General features: G+C 72.2%; 14 protein-coding genes and 1 pseudogene. 7 read left to right on the forward strand and 8 right to left on the reverse strand.

Annotation, left to right across the window (positions count from 1 at the left end; translation table 11 throughout):
• Window positions 1-71: 71 nt before the first annotated feature.
• On the reverse strand, window positions 72-845 hold the full coding sequence (locus AC5WRT_RS34400; RefSeq protein ID WP_496097406.1) for a lysozyme: 774 nt from the start codon (window positions 843-845) through the stop codon (window positions 72-74).
• A 910-nt stretch (window positions 846-1755) separates the two neighbouring features.
• On the reverse strand, window positions 1756-2412 hold the full coding sequence (locus tag AC5WRT_RS34405; RefSeq protein ID WP_496097407.1) for a maltokinase N-terminal cap-like domain-containing protein: 657 nt from the start codon (window positions 2410-2412) through the stop codon (window positions 1756-1758).
• Between the two features lie 344 nt (window positions 2413-2756).
• Here AC5WRT_RS34405 and AC5WRT_RS34410 point away from each other — a divergent pair, with 344 nt between their 5' ends.
• A complete protein-coding gene (locus tag AC5WRT_RS34410; protein ID WP_496097349.1) occupies window positions 2757-3674 on the forward strand; it encodes an SGNH/GDSL hydrolase family protein in 918 nt (305 codons plus the stop codon).
• Window positions 3675-3689: 15 nt separating this feature from the next.
• Here the strand turns inward: AC5WRT_RS34410 and pgm are convergent, their stop codons facing one another.
• On the reverse strand, window positions 3690-5330 hold the full coding sequence (gene pgm / locus AC5WRT_RS34415; RefSeq protein ID WP_496097350.1) for a phosphoglucomutase (alpha-D-glucose-1,6-bisphosphate-dependent): 1641 nt from the start codon (window positions 5328-5330) through the stop codon (window positions 3690-3692).
• Between the two features lie 159 nt (window positions 5331-5489).
• Here pgm and AC5WRT_RS34420 point away from each other — a divergent pair, with 159 nt between their 5' ends.
• Window positions 5490-6110, forward strand: a complete 621-nt coding sequence (locus AC5WRT_RS34420) for a DUF4328 domain-containing protein (protein ID WP_496097351.1) — start codon at window positions 5490-5492, stop codon at window positions 6108-6110.
• 10 nt (window positions 6111-6120) lie between these two features.
• Here the strand turns inward: AC5WRT_RS34420 and AC5WRT_RS34425 are convergent, their stop codons facing one another.
• A complete protein-coding gene (locus AC5WRT_RS34425; protein WP_496097352.1) occupies window positions 6121-6963 on the reverse strand; it encodes a chitosanase in 843 nt (280 codons plus the stop codon).
• Window positions 6964-7112: 149 nt separating this feature from the next.
• Window positions 7113-8235 (reverse strand): annotated as a pseudogene (locus AC5WRT_RS34430) (MFS transporter); the annotation flags it as partial.
• A gap of 147 nt (window positions 8236-8382) precedes the next feature.
• Here AC5WRT_RS34430 and mgrA point away from each other — a divergent pair.
• The 3 genes from mgrA (at window position 8383) to AC5WRT_RS34445 (ending at window position 10448) form a co-directional block, all read left to right on the forward strand.
• Entirely contained in the window at window positions 8383-9426 is a 1044-nt protein-coding gene (gene mgrA / locus AC5WRT_RS34435) for an L-glyceraldehyde 3-phosphate reductase (RefSeq protein WP_496097353.1), read from the forward strand.
• A gap of 153 nt (window positions 9427-9579) precedes the next feature.
• Window positions 9580-9762, forward strand: a complete 183-nt coding sequence (locus tag AC5WRT_RS34440; protein WP_496097354.1) for a hypothetical protein — start codon at window positions 9580-9582, stop codon at window positions 9760-9762.
• Window positions 9763-9824: 62 nt separating this feature from the next.
• On the forward strand, window positions 9825-10448 hold the full coding sequence (locus tag AC5WRT_RS34445) for a DedA family protein (RefSeq protein WP_496097355.1): 624 nt from the start codon (window positions 9825-9827) through the stop codon (window positions 10446-10448).
• Window positions 10449-10642: 194 nt separating this feature from the next.
• Here AC5WRT_RS34445 and AC5WRT_RS34450 read toward each other — a convergent pair whose 3' ends face one another.
• Window positions 10643-12307 carry an MFS transporter gene (locus tag AC5WRT_RS34450; RefSeq protein ID WP_496097408.1) on the reverse strand — a complete coding sequence of 555 codons (1665 nt, stop codon included), beginning with the start codon at window positions 12305-12307 and terminating at the stop codon, window positions 10643-10645.
• 134 nt (window positions 12308-12441) lie between these two features.
• Entirely contained in the window at window positions 12442-12864 is a 423-nt protein-coding gene (locus tag AC5WRT_RS34455) for a MarR family winged helix-turn-helix transcriptional regulator (RefSeq protein WP_496097356.1), read from the reverse strand.
• Window positions 12865-13020: 156 nt separating this feature from the next.
• Between AC5WRT_RS34455 and AC5WRT_RS34460 the strand changes: the two genes are divergently transcribed.
• Window positions 13021-13194 carry a CsbD family protein gene (locus tag AC5WRT_RS34460; protein ID WP_496097357.1) on the forward strand — a complete coding sequence of 58 codons (174 nt, stop codon included), beginning with the start codon at window positions 13021-13023 and terminating at the stop codon, window positions 13192-13194.
• 251 nt (window positions 13195-13445) lie between these two features.
• Window positions 13446-13892, forward strand: a complete 447-nt coding sequence (locus AC5WRT_RS34465) for an ATP-binding protein (RefSeq protein WP_496097358.1) — start codon at window positions 13446-13448, stop codon at window positions 13890-13892.
• A gap of 442 nt (window positions 13893-14334) precedes the next feature.
• Here the strand turns inward: AC5WRT_RS34465 and AC5WRT_RS34470 are convergent, their stop codons facing one another.
• The gene (locus tag AC5WRT_RS34470) at window positions 14335-15300 is read right to left on the reverse strand and encodes a thiamine pyrophosphate-dependent enzyme (RefSeq protein ID WP_496100918.1); all 966 of its coding nucleotides are present in this window, start codon (window positions 15298-15300) and stop codon (window positions 14335-14337) included.
• Window positions 15301-15397: the final 97 nt, after the last annotated feature.

Below are 15397 nucleotides of genomic sequence, written 5' to 3' on the forward strand. Positions count from 1 at the left end.
GGAGGGATTTCGACGACAGGACCCAGCGACCCGAGCCGTGACCGCCGGTGCGGCGACGCCCGGTGGCCGGTTCAGCCGATCGCGAAGGCCTTCAGCCGCGCCAGGGAGCCGTTGAAGCGGTTCCGGTCGCCCACGGTCTCCCCGGAGGAGGTGTACTGCCACATCGTGTACCTGGACCAGCCGGACGGCAGTGTCCCTGCGGTCGAGGCGTAGCGGGCGATCCACAGCGGGTTGCCGCCGAAGCCGGAGTAGTTTCCGGTGCACTGGCTCCACCAGCTGGTCGCCGTGTAGATGACGGCGTCCCGGCCGGTGCGGAACTTGTAGCGGTCCAGGAAGTCGCGGATCCAGTCGACCATGGCGCTCGCGGACTTGCCGTAGCAGTCGTCGCCGTACGGATTCCACTCGATGTCGAGCACGCCGGGCAGGGTCCTGCCGTCGTTGCTCCAGCCACCGCCGTGCGCCACGAAGTAGTCGGCCTGCGCGGCGCCGCCGGTCGAGTCCGGGGTGGCGAAATGGTAGGCCCCGCGGATCAGGCCCGTGTCGTACGAGCCGTTGTACTGCTGGCCGAAGTAGGGATTGGTGTAGTAGGTCCCCTCGGTGGCCTTCGTGTAGGCCCACTTGACGCCGTCGGCCCACAGGGTCGGCCAGTCGACGTCGGCCTGGTGGCTGGAGACGTCGACGCCCTCGGTCCGGCTCGCCCGGTTGGTGGAGGGCGCGGCGCCGGCGGCACGTCCCTCGTGGGCGAGGACACCGACGCCCATGTAGGCGCTGCCGCGCGGGGGTATGCCCGGGCCCGAGTCGGACGGCGCGGCACGTCCGTCGTGGGCCACGACACCGACGCCCATGTAGGCGCTGCCGCGCGGGGGCGTACCCCGGCCCGAGTCGGACGGCGCGGCACGTCCGTCGTGAGCCACGACACCGACACCCATGTAGGCGCTGCCGCGCGGGGGCGTACCCCGGCCCGAGTCGGACGGCGCGGCACGTCCGTCGTGGGCCACGACACCGACGCCCATGTAGGCGCTGCCGCGCGGGGGCGTACCCGGGCCCGAGTCGGACCGGGCTGCGGGGCTGGACAGGGTGAGGACAAGGCCGGTCAGGGCGCCCATCAGGGCCAGGCGTGAGCGGCCGCGCTGGATGCATAGGGAGCTTCGCACGTATCCCATCTGACCCGGAGTCGGCCCTGGCCGCACTCCGGGTACCGCCCAACGAAGCCATCACCGGCCGTGCTTGGGCCGTTCGGGTGGCCCCGGGTGCGTACGGGCCGGTCGTGGGAGCCGCCCGGGCACCTCGCACGGCCGGCCCGCGCCGGTCCGGCCTCGAGGCGGTGCCGGGTCCAGAAGGAGGAGAGGTCGGTGCTCGTGGCGGCGTGGGCGGCGGCCTGCGCCGGAGCGCAGGGGGCGGCCGCCCGGTGTGGGGCGGGCCGGGCGGCGGCGGGGGTCGCGGGGAAGCAGAGGGCGGCCATCGCGACGACGGTGAGCGCACCGGTGCCGAGGGCTTTGTGGGGGGTCGGTCTCCCACGCTACTCCTCTGCGGCGGCCGGGATTCCCGGCCGGCTGGGGTGCAGCGGGGCGGCCGCTGACGGGGCTCGCGCGATCGCTGCACGGTGAGGTGCGCCGCGCCCTCACGGGTTCGGGCGGCGCGGTCTGCCGGACTTCCGTGAGAGTGCCAGATTTGACCAAACCATGCCAGAAGGAGAGCAGTGTGCGGTGCGCGAGTTCGCGTTCCCGGCGTGCGAGTCGGCAGAAGGCGTGCCGGTCAGGCGGTACCCAGGGTCACGAACACCGCCGTCAACGCGGTGCCCTGCGGATCCTGCCAGCCGCGCGCCACATGACCGATCGCTCCGTCGGGACGCGGCGGCGGGTTCTCGGGGACAGGGGCCAGGACCCGGTGGACGTGCAGGACCGTGCCGTGCGGCGCGGGGATGCGGGTGCCCTGCCGGTCGTCGGCCGGTTCGGGGAGGAGGCCGTCCGGGGTGAACGGGGCGCCGGTGCAGGAGCGGACCACCTCGGGGTCGAGGGCGCCGTCGACGCTCTGGGAATGCGCCGGGACCCGGCCCTCGATCAGCGCGAGCAACTCCGCGACCAGCACCGGGTCGTGACAGCCGTCGTAGACCCAGCGCCGGCCCAGCACACCGTGCTCCGTGGTGCCGACGAGGGCTTCCTCGGCTCCGTCCAGCGGCGCGCCGCGGTAGGTCAACGGGACCAGATAGGCGGCCCGTTCGGGGGTGGAGGTGTCGGTGGCCACCATGAACTCGATGCCGACCTCGCCCTCGGGGTCCTCCAGCCGGAAGCCCCCGGACCTCGTCAGCACCGGGGTGTCCGGGCCGCCGCGGTACCAGGGGCGCGAGGGCGGCCAGTAGGCGAGCAGCTCCAGTTTCGTGGGCTTGAGCGTGGTGTGGTGGATGACGGCCATGCCGGCGGTGCTCCTGGACATCGTACGGAAGGTGACCCGCACCAGCTTGGCACGGTTCCCGCAGTCCGTCCGCACGCCTCGGTCGGCGACGGTGCCGCCCTTCGGGCGACGACGGGAATGTGCCGGCAGGCCCTCGGCCGTCGGCCTTGGAAGAGCCGGAGAGCCGGAGACCGGCCGTGCATCGCGCGACCGTGCTTCCGGGGGAAACCCGTGGGACGCCGAACTCGTCGCCTCCCGCTTCTGGTCCGGGAGACCTACCGGACGGTATACAGGCCCAGTCGAACGCGCGAGGGCCGCTCTTCGGGCCGCCACCGTGCGAGGAACCGGCCTCAGGGGGAGGATCCATGGTGAACGGCACAGGTGCGGCGGGCGGGGCGAGAGGTCGGCGGGGAGCGGCCGTACTGGGGGCGGTGCTGGGTGGTTGCGTCCTCGTGGCCGCCGCCACGGCGCCGGCCTCCGCTCAGTCCGCGGGCCACAAACGGCACATCGACTACGTCGCCCTCGGCGACTCCTACACCTCGGGCCCCGGCATCCCGCGGCAGGTGGACGCCAACTGCGCCCGCTCCGACCACGATTACCCCTCGCTGGTGGCGGCCGAGCGGCGGGTGAGCGGGTTCGACGACGTCAGCTGTGCCGGAGCCACCACCTCCGAGATGTGGCAGGCGCAGGGCACCAACGCGCCCCAGCTCGACGCCGTGCACCGGGACACCGACCTGGTGACCCTGCAGATCGGCGGCAACGACGTGGGCTTCGGCCCGATCATCAGCACCTGCGCCCACCTGGCCGCCCAGGACCCTACGGGCAACCCCTGCGAGCGTTCGTACAACGCGTCCGGCTACGACGAGTTGGCCCTCGCGATCGTGCAGACCGCACCGAAGGTCGCCCGGGTGCTGCGGGCCGTGCACGCGCGGGCGCCGCATGCGCGCGTGGTCGTCGTCGGCTACCCGGACCTGCTGCCCGACGACGGCAGCGGCTGCTTCCCGCAGGTGCCGTTCGCGCAGAAGGACTTCCCGTACCTGAGGGACACCGAGAAGCGGCTGAACCTGATGCTGCGCCTGGTGGCCGAGGTGAACCGCGCCGAGTACGTGGACACCTACACCCCCACGGTCGGCCACGACATGTGCAAGGCACCCGCGGACCGCTGGATCGAACCCCTCCAGCCGGCCGCCCCCGCCGCCCCGGCCCACCCCAACGCCGAGGGTGAGGCCGCCATGGCACAGGCGGTGCTGGAGAGGCTCGTCCAGGGACGCGACCGACGCTGATCCGCCCCGGAGCCCTCAGTTCCCCAGGGCCCCCCGCACCACCGCCCGGGCCTCCTCCTGGACCCGGGCGAGGTGGTCGGGACCGAGGAAGGACTCGGCGTAGACCTTGTAGACGTCCTCGGTGCCCGAGGGGCGGGCCGCGAACCAGGCGTTGTCCGTGGTGACCTTGATGCCGCCGATCGCGGCGCCGTTGCCGGGCGCCTCGGTCAGCACCGCCGTGACGGCCTCCCCGGCGAGCGTGTCGGCGGTGACCCGGGCCGGTGACAACGTGCCGAGCAGCGCCTTCTGTTCGCGGGTCGCGGGCGCGTCGGTGCGGGCGTAGGCGGGTTCGCCGAAGCGGGTGGCCAGCTCGGCGTAGTGCTCCGACGGGGTCCGGTCCGTGACAGCCGTGATCTCGGAGGCGAGCAGGGCGAGGAGGATGCCGTCCTTGTCGGTGGTCCACGCCGATCCGTCCCGGCGCAGGAAGGAGGCGCCGGCGGACTCCTCGCCGCCGAAGCCGAGAGTGCCGTCGGCCAGTCCGTCGACGAACCACTTGAACCCGACCGGCACCTCGACCAGCGGTCGGCCGAGGTCGGCGGCCACCCGGTCGATCATCGTGGAGGACACCAGTGTCTTGCCGACGCCGGCGCCGGCGGGCCACCGGTCGCGGTGCCGGTAGAGGTAGGAGATGGCGACCGCGAGGTAGTGGTTGGGGTTCATCAGACCCGCGTCCGGCGTGACGATGCCGTGCCGGTCGGCGTCGGCGTCGTTGCCGGTGGCGATGCGGAACCGGTCGCGCTGCTCGATGAGGGAGGCCATCGCGTACGGCGACGAGCAGTCCATGCGGATCCGGCCGTCCCAGTCCAGCGTCATGAACCGCCAGGTGGGGTCGGTGTGCGGGTTGACCACCGTGAGGTCGATGCCGTGCTGTTCGGCGATGCGCCCCCAGTAGGCGACGGAGGCCCCACCGAGCGGGTCGGCGCCGATGCGCACACCGGCCGTCCGGACGGCGTCCAGGTCGAGCACGCTCGGCAGATCGCCGACGTAGGCGCCGAGGAAGTCGTACCGCCCGGTCGTCTCCGTCGCGAGCGCCCGCGCGTACGGCACCCGGCGGACGTCCTTCAGGCCGCCGGTGATGATCTCGTTGGCGCGGTCCTGGATCCACGAGGTGGCGTCGGAGGCCGCGGGGCCGCCGCTGGGCGGGTTGTACTTGAAGCCGCCGTCGGCGGGCGGGTTGTGGGACGGGGTGACGACCACGCCGTCCGCCAGGCCGGTGGTACGCCCCCGGTTGTGGGTGAGGATCGCGTGCGAGACGGCAGGGGTCGGCGTGTAGCCGTCCGCGCTGTCGACGAGCACGGTGACCCCGTTGGCGGCGAACACCTCCAGCGCGGTGACCCTGGCGGGTTCGGACAGCGCGTGGGTGTCGGCGCCGAGGAACAGCGGGCCGTCGGTCCCCTGGGCCGCCCGGTACTCGCAGATGGCCTGGCTGGTGGCGGCGATGTGGTCCTCGTTGAAGGCGCTCGCCAGGGACGAACCCCGGTGCCCGGAGGTGCCGAACGCCACCCGCTGAGCCGGTTCGGCCGGGTCCGGATGCAGTGCGTAGTACGCCGTGACCAGCCGTGCCACGTCGACAAGGTCCTCGGGACCGGCCGGCCGGCCGGCTCGCTCGTGCGGCATGAGTCCGCTCCTCCGCGTCGTCGGATCGATCGCTCACGCCCATCTTTCCCGGTCAGAACCCTGACACGCGAGTGCACCCCGCCCTATGATCCGGTGCTCCGATCCTCACCCGTGCTGCCACCCGGGCAGAACGCCTTCCAGAGACAGGTCCTTCTCGCCATGACCGGTTCCGTCGCCAAGGCTCCTTGGCTCCTTGCGCGTTGCGCCCAGTTCGCCGTGCCGGTGGCAGCCGGGGTCGGGGTGGTCCGGGCGCTGAAGGTCCGTGCTCATCTGCTGCATCCGTCGGACACCACGGCCGCCGGCTACGCCCGGGTGTCCATGATCTACGTGAACGTGATGACGGCGGCGATCGTCCTGTTCCTCGTGTGGTTCGCCCGCTGTCGGCGCAACGCCGAACTTCTCTCGCCCGGCCGGGTTCCCGGTTCCGCCACCTGGGCCGTACTGGCCTGGCTGATCCCGGTGTTCAACCTCTGGGTGCCTCGCGGTCTCGTGCGGGACGTCCACCGCGCGAGCGCACCCGACGGCACGGACGCGGGCCGCGGCGACCTCCTCGTGAACGTGTGGTGGGCGGCCTGGGTCGGGCACGCGGCGCTGTCCCTGGCCGCCGTGAACCTGGGCCGCGGCACCTCGCTGCCCCTGCTGGTGGCGTCGGAGTTCCTGGACCTGATGGCCGCCGCCCTGGCGACCGTCGTGATCCAGCGCATCACAGTGCGGCAGGCCGCCGGGCTCGGCGCGGGGCCACACGTGCCCACGCCCGCCGGCCTGCCGCACGCCTCATGACGCCGGCGCGTCAGCCGATGTGGTAACTGTCGCCGTACACCTTCCAGTCCAGCGGGGTGTTCAAGTCGAGGTTGCCCTTGCGCAGGAAGACCCGCTGCTCGGTGTCGACACGGCTGGTGTCGCTGTGCGCCTCCTCCTGCTTCATGGCCCACACCCGGGCGTCGAGGAAGGCGTTGAGGTACGTCTTCTCGTCGCCGCCCTGCGCCGGCGGCTCGGCATTGCGCAGGGCGCGCTTGCGGATGTTGCGGAAGCTGGTGGGGTCGTCGCCGTCGCCGTGCATGACGATGGCGTCGTAGTAGCAGAACTGGCCGAGGGCGCGCAGTCCGTCGGCCTTGCCCTGGGCGACCGCGGGGTTGAAGTAGACCCGGTCGCGTTCGTCGTTCTGGCACTGCTGGAACACCGGGTCCTGGGCGGCCTTGCGCCAGTCCCTGGGGTAGTCGGGATCCAGGCCCGCGTGGGAGTCGGTGCCGTTCACCTTGCGCAGGGCGGGCAGGTACTTGGCGAGGACGTTGCCGGGCCTGCGGTCGGTGTAGAGCCGGACCACCTCGAGCATGTCGCCGGTGCCGGAACAGAACCCGATGATGCCGGCGGTGTATCCGCGGCCGTCGCCGATGTCCTCGATGTACTTGTACTGGGCCTTCCAGTCGAGCGAGGAGTTCTCCGCGCTCGACACCAGTTCCATGGCGATCTCCTTCTTCGCCGGGTCGTCGAGGCCCGGTGCCGCCGCTGGGGCGGCGGTCGCGCGCTCGGACACCAGCAGCGCGCCGGAGGCGACGCCGGCGGCGAGCAGGGCGACGACGGTCCGGCGGGAGATGTGGGCGGGGGCTGCTGTCTCGCGGTCGGCGTTCACCACAGGACTCCAAGGGGAAGTGGGGGGTGGACAGGTGGAGTTGGTCCGTTCTCATACTGGTAGGAAAGTTTCCTATCAAACGGGGCCGACCGCGGTAACCCGGCTTGCGAGAAGTTCGTAGGATCGAACGACGACGGGGCGGCGGCGCCGCGTCAGGACTTGCGCGCGCTCTGCCCCTGTTCCGCGAGGGCCGACAACTCCCTTGATATGGCGATGAGTTCGCTCCGTCCCTGGCGCGAGCCGACCATCGGCTGCGAGCCCTTGAGCGGCACCTGGGCGCTCTCCGGGAGGAACCTCACCGTCAACAGGCCGACGGCACCGGCCGCCATCAGGTAGTACGCGGGCATCAGGTCGGCGGTGACCAGCGCCGCCGTGACCAGCGGGGTGGTGCCGCCGAACGCCGAGACGGCGACGTTGAAGCCGATGCCCATGGCCGCGTACCGCACGGCGGTGGGGAACAGGGCGGGCAGTGTGGCCGCGCTCGGCGCGGCGAAGCAGCCCAGCAGGGTGGCCAGCACCAGCACGCTGGAACGGCGGCCAGGCGTCGTGCGCCCTGATGAGCAGGAAGGCGGGCACGGCCAGCACGATCATCGCAGCGGCGGAGACGCCGTGGACCGGCCGCCTGCCGACGCGGTCGCTGAGCCGGCCGACGAAGGTGATCAGCACGACGATCCACAGCATGCCGACGAGCACCAGGAGGTCGGCGGACCCGCTCGAGCGGTGCAGGATCTCGGTCTGATAGGTCGGCAGATAGCCGGTGACCATGTAGTTGGTGACGTTGTAGAGCAGCACCAGGCCCATGCAGACGAGCAGCTCCCGCCAGTGGCCGCGGATGATGTCCGTGAACTCGCTGCGCGCGGACTCCTGCGCCAGTGCCTTCTCGTGTTCGTCCAGCTGCTGCCGGAAGGCCGGGGACTCCTCCAGCTTGAGCCGCATGTAGAGGCCGATCACGCCGAGCGGCCCGGCGATCAGGAACGGGATCCGCCAGCCCCAGGACAGCATCTGAGCGTCCGTCAGGGCGAGGGTGAGCACGGTGACCACGGCCGATCCCAGGGTGTAGCCCACGAAGGTGCCGAAGTCGAGCCAGCTGGAGAGGAAGCCCCGCCTGCGGTCCGGCGAGTACTCGGCGACGAAGGTGGTCGCACCGCCGTACTCACCACCGGTGGAGAAGCCCTGGACCATACGGGCCAGCAGGAGCAGCACCGGTGCGGCGATGCCGATGGTGGCGTAGCCGGGGACGACGCCGATGGCGAAGGTGCCCACCGCCATCATGATCGTCTGCCCCGTCGGTCGATTCAGAAACGGAACCGCTCAGTCCCATCGTGTGCGGCGGTTGGACTTGCGCGGCGCTCGGGCGCAGGGTGGACGGGCCCGTCCGCACACGGAGGGGCGACCACAACGGCATCACCCGGAGAAGACCCGATGACCCACGTCGCGGACCCCGCACGCTACGACGGCACCATGCGCTACCGCCGCACCGGCCGCTCGGGGCTGGACCTGCCCGTCCTGTCCCTGGGCTACTGGCACAACTTCGGCGACGACCGTTCCTTCGAGGCGCAGCGCGAGATCGCGCTGCGCGCCTTCGACCTCGGGATCACCCACCACGACCTGGCCAACAACTACGGCCCGCCGTACGGCGCGGCGGAGCTGAACTTCGGCCGGCTGCTGAAGCGGGACCTCGCGCCGTACCGGGACGAGCTGGTGATCTCCACGAAGGCCGGCTGGGACATGTGGCCCGGCCCCTACGGGCAGGGCGGCGGTTCCCGGAAGTACCTGCTGGCCTCGCTGGACCAGTCGCTGCGCCGGATGGGCGTGGACTACGTGGACATCTTCTACTCCCACCGGCTGGACGCGAGCACGCCGTTGGAGGAGACGATGGGGGCGCTCGACAGCGTCGTGCGCCAGGGCAAGGCGCTGTACGTGGGCATCTCCTCCTACGACGCCGAGCGCACCCGGCAGGCCGCGGCGATCCTGCGGGAGCTGGGCACGCCGCTGCTGATCCACCAGCCGTCGTACAGCATGCTCAACCGCTGGATCGAGACGGACGGCCTGCTGGAGGCGGCGGAGGAGGAGGGCTTCGGGGTCATCGGCTTCACGGCGCTGGCCCAGGGTCTGCTGACCGGACGCTATCTGCAGGGGGTGCCCGAGGACTCGCGGGCGGCGCGCGGCACGTCGTTCGACGCCTCCTGGCTGACGGACGACATGCTGCGGCGGCTGCGTGCCCTGAACGGCATCGCGGCCCGGCGCGGTCAGACGCTGGCGCAGCTGGCGCTGGCCTGGGCGCTGCGCGACGAGCGGGTGACGTCGGTCGTCATCGGCGCCTCCCGGACCGAGCAGCTGGAGCAGAACGTCGCCGCGCTGGAGAACCTGGCGTTCGACCCGGAGGAGCTGGCCGAGATCGACAAGTACGCGACCGACGGCGGCGTGGACCTGTGGCGGGAGGCCCGACTGGGCCGGCTCGGGTGAGGCGCTCCCCGGCGGGCGGGACCGAAATCTGTGACATTCGTCACTGACAGCGGAAATAAATCCGACATAATGGACGTCATACGGACAGCGTTGTCAGCGCGGACGACAGCGCACCCACCGTTCCCCCGCGACTTCCGAGGAGCCGCTCACCCCATGGCGCACGGAGCCCACCGCAGCCCCTTCCTGTCTCCCCGTCCCGACCTGATCCTCGCCCGCGACTGCGAGGTGTGCCTCGGCTGGGGCACCGTCGTCACCCGGGACGGGGCCCACGAACTGTGCCACATGTGCCAGGGCGTCCCCGCCGACGGCGAGGCCATCGTCCGCTCCGAGTATTAGCCGCTAACCCGCCCCGGTGGCCGCGCGCCGCAGGGGCGGGCGGCCGAGACTACCGTGGAGGCATGGCCGCCCCTCCGCTTCCGGGTCCGCTCGCGCATCTCGCGCCGCTGCTCGGCCACTACGGTTACTGGGCCGTGGGGGCCGTGGTCCTGGTGGAGGACTTCGGGGTCCCCGCGCCCGGCGAGACGATCCTGCTGGCCGCGGGCGTCTACGCGGGCGCGGGGCGGTTGAACATCGTGGTCGTGGCGGTCACTGCCTTCGCGGCGGCCGTGGTCGGGGACAACATCGGCTATCTGATCGGCCATGTCGGCGGGCGGGCCTTCGTGCACCGATGGGGGCGGTACGTCTTCCTGACGCCGAAGCGGTTCCAGGCCGCCGAGGAGTTCTTCGGCCGGCACGGCGGCAAGATCGTGACCGTGGCCCGGTTCGTCGAGGGCCTGCGCCAGGCCAACGGCATCGTCGCCGGCACCACGGGCATGCACTGGCGCCGCTTCCTTGCCTTCAACGCGCTCGGCGCGGCCCTCTGGGTGGGCCTGTGGACGACCCTGGCCTATCTGGTGGGCAGCAACATCACGACCGTGTACGACGACGTCTCGCGTTACCAGATCTACGTCCTCGCCGCCGTCGCCGTGCTGATCGCGGCCCTCGTCGTAGGGCACGTCGTACGCCGGCGCCGCGAGCCGTGACCGCCCGCCCGGGCCCGGCCGCCGACCCCGGCAGGGTGGTGGATCACCGTGGCCGGCGCCCGTCACGGCGGCGCACACTGGAAGAAGACGGCGACCTGGGGGTCGCCGGTGCGGGGTTCCTACGGTTCGGAGAAGTGCTGGGGGCGCGTCGGCCCTTCGGCCAAGCGGGTGCGCCCGGTGTAGTCGGACAGGGCCTAGCCCGGCCGGGACGAGGTCCCGGTGGGCCGGGTCCTCGCCGTGCGGTCCGGCTCGGCCTTCCGGGTGTCGTCGTCGGCGCGCTCATGGCCGCCGCGCAGGGCGGAGGCGAGCGCGGACACCAGGGCCATGCCCGCCGCCACGCCGAAGACGATCGTCAGGCCGTGGTGGAAGGGCCCGGAGACCAGTTCGGGGAAGAAGGTGTGGCCGGTCAGGGTGGCCCGCTGGGCGGCGGTCGGACGGTCCAGGGCGCCGCCGCCTCCGAGCAGATGGCCGATCGGGTTGTTGCCGAGGAACGTGGCGAACAGGGTGCTGACCGGCGGCAGCGAGGCCACCTCGTGCGCGGTTCCGGCGGGCACGCCGTGCGCCTGCAGCCCGCTGCTGAGCGTCTTCGGCAGGGAACCGGCGAGGCCGGAGACCATCAGCGAGAAGAACACGCCGATGGACAGGGCCGTACCCGAGTTCTGGAAGGTGGAGCGCATACCGGAGGCGACACCCCGGTAGCGGGCCGGCACGCTGCCCATGATGGAGGAGGTGTTCGGCGAGGAGAACATGCCCTGGCCCAGGCCGTTGAGCAACAGCAGCGTGGCGAAGCCGCCGTAGTCGAAGTTCACCGGCAGGGCCAGCAGGCCGAGGAAGGACCCTGCGACGACGAGCAGTCCGGCCGTGGAGAAGAGCCGGGCGCCGAACCGGTCGGACAGATAGCCCGAGACCGGCCCGGCGACCAGGAAACCCAGGGTGAGCGGCAGCATGAAGATCCCGGCCCACAGCGGGGTGTCCTCGAAGTCGTAGCCGCGCAGCGGCAGCCAGATGCCCTGCAGCCAGATGATCAGCATGAACTGCAGTCCGCCGCGGGCGATCGCGGTCAGCAGGGCGGCCAGGTTGCCGGCGGCGAACGCCCGCACCCGGAACAGCGACAGCCGGAACATGGGCTCGGCGACGCGCGTCTCGACGCGGACGAACACCAGCAGCAGGAGCGCGCCGCCGACCAGGCCCGAGAGCACCCAGGGGTTGGTCCAGCCGGTGGGACGGCCGCCGTAGGGCTGGATGCCGTAGGTGATGCCGGCGAGCAGGATGCCGGCGCCGACGGCGAAGGTGAGGTTGCCGAGCCAGTCGATACGGCCCCGGCCGCCCGCCGAGGTCTCGCGCAGGCTGAGGTACGACCAGACCGTGCCGGTGACGCTGACCGGGACGCTCACCCAGAACACCGCCCGCCAGTCGACCGCGGCCAGCAGGCCACCGGCGAGCAGGCCGAGGAACTGCCCGGCGAGCGCGGTGATCTGGTTGATGCCGAGGGCCATGCCGCGCTGCCGGGCCGGGAAGGCGTCGGTGAGGATGGCGGCCGAGTTGGCGGTGAGCATGGAGCCGCCGAAGGCCTGCACGATGCGCCACAGGATCAGCCACAGCGCGCCCGCCCCGGCCCTGAGGGGATCCAGGGACAGCGCGACGGAGGCGCAGGCGAAGACGAGGAAGCCCAGGTTGTAGATGCGGACCCTGCCGAACATGTCGCCGAGCCGGCCGAGGACGACCACCAGGACGGCCGAGACCAGCAGATAGCCGAGGATCATCCAGAGCAGGTAGCCGATGTTGCCGGCGGCGAGCGGGTCGAGGCCGATGCCGCGGAAGATGGCCGGCAGCGAGATGATCACGATGGAGGCGTCCATCGTGGCGATCAGGACGCCGAGCGTGGTGTTGGACAGGGCGACCCACTTGTAGCCCGGCCCCGGGGGCGTGTCCCTGAGCCGCGCCGAACGGGCGAGGAGGCGGCCGCGTATGCCCGCGGCGGGCGCGCCGCCGGTCACAGCCGCTCCGCGAGCCGGTCGAGCAGGGGCAGGGCGTCCTGCAGCGCCTGCCGCTCCTGCGGGGTGAACTCGTCCAGGGCGTGGGCGAGGCGGCCCACGGACTCCGAGCGGCGCTGCTCCAGCATGGTCCGTCCCTCGTCGGTGATCGAGACGATGGCCCGGCGGCCGTCGGCCGTGTCGGGGGTGCGGCTCACCAGTCCGCGCTGTTCGAGTCCGGCGAGGGTGCCGGCCATCGCCTGCGGCCGCACCCGTTCCCGTTCGGCGAGCGCACCGGGCGAGGCGGGGCCGGTGCGGGCCAGCCGGGCCAGCACCGAGACACCGGACAACGTCACGTCGCCGACCGCGTGCGCCTGGCGCAGTCGGCGCACGATCCGGCCCATGGCCAGCCGCAGGGCGGCGGCAAGTGCAACCGTGTCCACGATTACTAACGATAGGTTTATCAGTCTGAACTGTTCAACCAAGTGTAAGTAATCGAGGCGAACCATCGCCGTATGTCGGATTTTCCGGTTTGGGGCGCGCCCCGGCGGCAAACCGACTGGGGACCGGATATCGCACACCCTGGGAGATGACACCCGATGGCTGGCAACCAGAAGGCGAAGGGCAAGGCGGAGCAGGCCAAGGGGAAGGCCAAGGAGGCCGTGGGCCGCGCCGTCGGCAACGAGCGGATGGAGGCCGAGGGCCGGATGAAGGGCGCGCAGGGAGACGCCCGGCAGGCCAAGGAGAAGACGAAGGACACCTTCAAGCACTGATCGCGCCCCTCGAGGCGCTCTGCCGATCACGGGCCGGTTCGGTGGCGACCAGCGCACGCTGACCACCCCGGACCGGCTCCGGTCTGTGCCCCGCCCGGCCGGGGCCGCGTGCGACCAGGGAATCCCGTGCAACCGGAGGATTCGCGGCGGAGCTCCCCTTGCGCGGCGGCTCAGCGGGTAGGCGGGCAACGAGGGACGATTCCGGAGGCAGAGACAAGGCCCGGCTGACGGAGGGAACAGGGCGACGCCGCATGGACATGACGCTGGGGACACACACGACAAGGCGGGAACGCCCCGCGTCCCTGCGCTACAGCCGTACCTGGGACTCCGCCGAGGCGGGCATCGCCGATGCCAGGGACGCCGTCGCCGCCCTGCTCTCCCGGATACGACCGGCCCCGGGGAAACGCTCGGTGCACGACGCCCAGCTCGTCGTCAGCGAACTCGTCACCAACGTGGCCAAGCACGCCCCCGGCCCGTGCGCCGTCCGCCTGGAAATGCCGCCCGACGCCGCCGAGCTGCGCATCACCGTGACGGACGCCTCTCCCGACCCGCCCCTGCGGCGCCCTCCCGACCCCCGCCGGGTCGGCGGCCACGGCCTCCATCTCGTCTCGATGCTCTCCCGCTCCCTCGAGGTGAAGCGGCTGTCCCACGGCAAACGGGTCACCGCCACCGTGCCGCTCACCACCGAGGGCGGGTGAGCGGGGAGTCCCGTCCCTGCCGACCGTCGCCGAGATCCCGGCCGCCCGACAGACCCTGCCGCGGCGACTAGTGCCGCAACAGGCAACGTTCGCCCCGTCGCGACGCCCGGCACGCTCCCCCACTGCCTCAAGGGCGTGGGAGGTGCCCCCACTCGCCGCACCGGGCACAAACCCGAGTACATCCGGTACGAGGGCTTGCACCCGGCACGCCGAGAGCACGCACCGGACGCCGCTCCTTGACGGGCAAACGTTGCCTGCCGCGGCACCAGGGCGTGTTTCGAAAGTCCCGTCTGGTCCGCGACGCCTGGCACGGCACCTCGCCGCCTTGTCGGGATCGTCCACGTACGCCCGGTACGAGGACGGCCCTCCGCCTTGCGATGCACCGCACCAGACGCCGCGGACCCCGCCCTCCGGGCGGACGACGCCACTTTCGAAACACGCCCTAGAGGGATCCGGGCGCCTTCCTGCCCGTCGTCAGCGCCGCCCGGCCGGATCCTCCGCCGCCGGCCCAGTCCGGCGGGATCTCGCCGTCCACCACGAACTCCGCCACCGTCGGCCCGGGGCGGCGCAGCACGTCGGCCCAGACGGCGGCGACGTGCCGGGGCCGGTCGCAGCGCACGGCTGGCAGGCCCGCGAGCCGCGCCCACTCGGCGTACGGCATGGCGGGGACCTCGGCGGACTGAGGGACGAGCGGATCGCCGGCCGCGGCACGGCGCTGCCAGGTCAGCCGGTTCAGGTCGCCGTTGTTCAGGACGCAGAAGACCAGCGGGGGAAGGTCCGCCAGCCGGTCCAGATGACGGCGGACGGTGATCAGTTCATTGAGCCCGCCGGACTGGAACGCGCCGTCGCCGACCAGGGCGACGACCGGCCGGTCGGGGCCGGCGAAGCGGGCGGCCACGGCATAGGGGACGGCGGCACCCGGCATGGCGAGGTGGCCGGACAGCAGGGAGCGCATGCCGTTGCGCAGCCGCAGATGGCGGGTCCACCAGTCCAGGGAGGTCCCCGAGTCGGTGACGACGACGGCCCGCTCGGGCAGCCGTTCGGACAGCTCGGCAACGACCGAGCGCGGGTTGACGGACGTACCGAAGTAGCGTCTCGCCCTCGTGTTCCCCTCGGCCCGCCAGGCCCGTACCGCGTCCTCGACCCGGCTGCGCCACGTCCGGTCGGCGGCCCGGTGCAGCAGGGGGATGAGCGCTTCCAGGGTCGCGGCGGGGTCGCCGGTCAGCCGCACGGCAGGGCAGTCCCGGTCCAGGGGGCAGTCGGCCGGTTCGGGGTCGACGGTGACGATCCGGCACCGGGCCGCCGGGGGCAGCAGTGCGGGGTCCAGGTCCTCCGCGCCCACGAGCAGCAGTGTGTCGCACTCCCGCAGCAGCACGGCCGCCGCCTCGCTGCCGAGGGGATTCGCCACGCCCGTGAGGTACGGCAGGTCGTCGGGCAGGACGTCGCGGGCCAGGCCGTCGTGGCGACGCCCGCGCCGAGGACCGAGGCCACGCCCGCGGCCGCAC

The sequence above is a fragment of the Streptomyces sp. NTD91 genome, assembly GCF_059510455.1.

Bases quoted from the DNA above. Each gene is read 5' to 3' on its own strand.
- AC5WRT_RS34420 (WP_496097351.1), top strand. From the start codon at position 5,490: ATGACCGGTTCCGTCGCCAAGGCTCCTTGGCTCCTTGCGCGTTGCGCC.
- AC5WRT_RS34410 (WP_496097349.1), top strand. From the start codon at position 2,757: ATGGTGAACGGCACAGGTGCGGCGGGCGGGGCGAGAGGTCGGCGGGGA.
- AC5WRT_RS34445 (WP_496097355.1), top strand. From the start codon at position 9,825: ATGGCCGCCCCTCCGCTTCCGGGTCCGCTCGCGCATCTCGCGCCGCTG.
- AC5WRT_RS34465 (WP_496097358.1), top strand. From the start codon at position 13,446: ATGGACATGACGCTGGGGACACACACGACAAGGCGGGAACGCCCCGCG.
- mgrA (WP_496097353.1), top strand. From the start codon at position 8,383: ATGACCCACGTCGCGGACCCCGCACGCTACGACGGCACCATGCGCTAC.
- AC5WRT_RS34440 (WP_496097354.1), top strand. From the start codon at position 9,580: ATGGCGCACGGAGCCCACCGCAGCCCCTTCCTGTCTCCCCGTCCCGAC.
- AC5WRT_RS34450 (WP_496097408.1), bottom strand. From the start codon at position 12,307: ATGGACGCCTCCATCGTGATCATCTCGCTGCCGGCCATCTTCCGCGGC.
- AC5WRT_RS34460 (WP_496097357.1), top strand. From the start codon at position 13,021: ATGGCTGGCAACCAGAAGGCGAAGGGCAAGGCGGAGCAGGCCAAGGGG.
- AC5WRT_RS34405 (WP_496097407.1), bottom strand. From the start codon at position 2,412: ATGGCCGTCATCCACCACACCACGCTCAAGCCCACGAAACTGGAGCTG.
- AC5WRT_RS34400 (WP_496097406.1), bottom strand. From the start codon at position 845: ATGGGCGTCGGTGTCGTGGCCCACGACGGACGTGCCGCGCCGTCCGAC.
- pgm (WP_496097350.1), bottom strand. From the start codon at position 5,330: ATGCCGCACGAGCGAGCCGGCCGGCCGGCCGGTCCCGAGGACCTTGTC.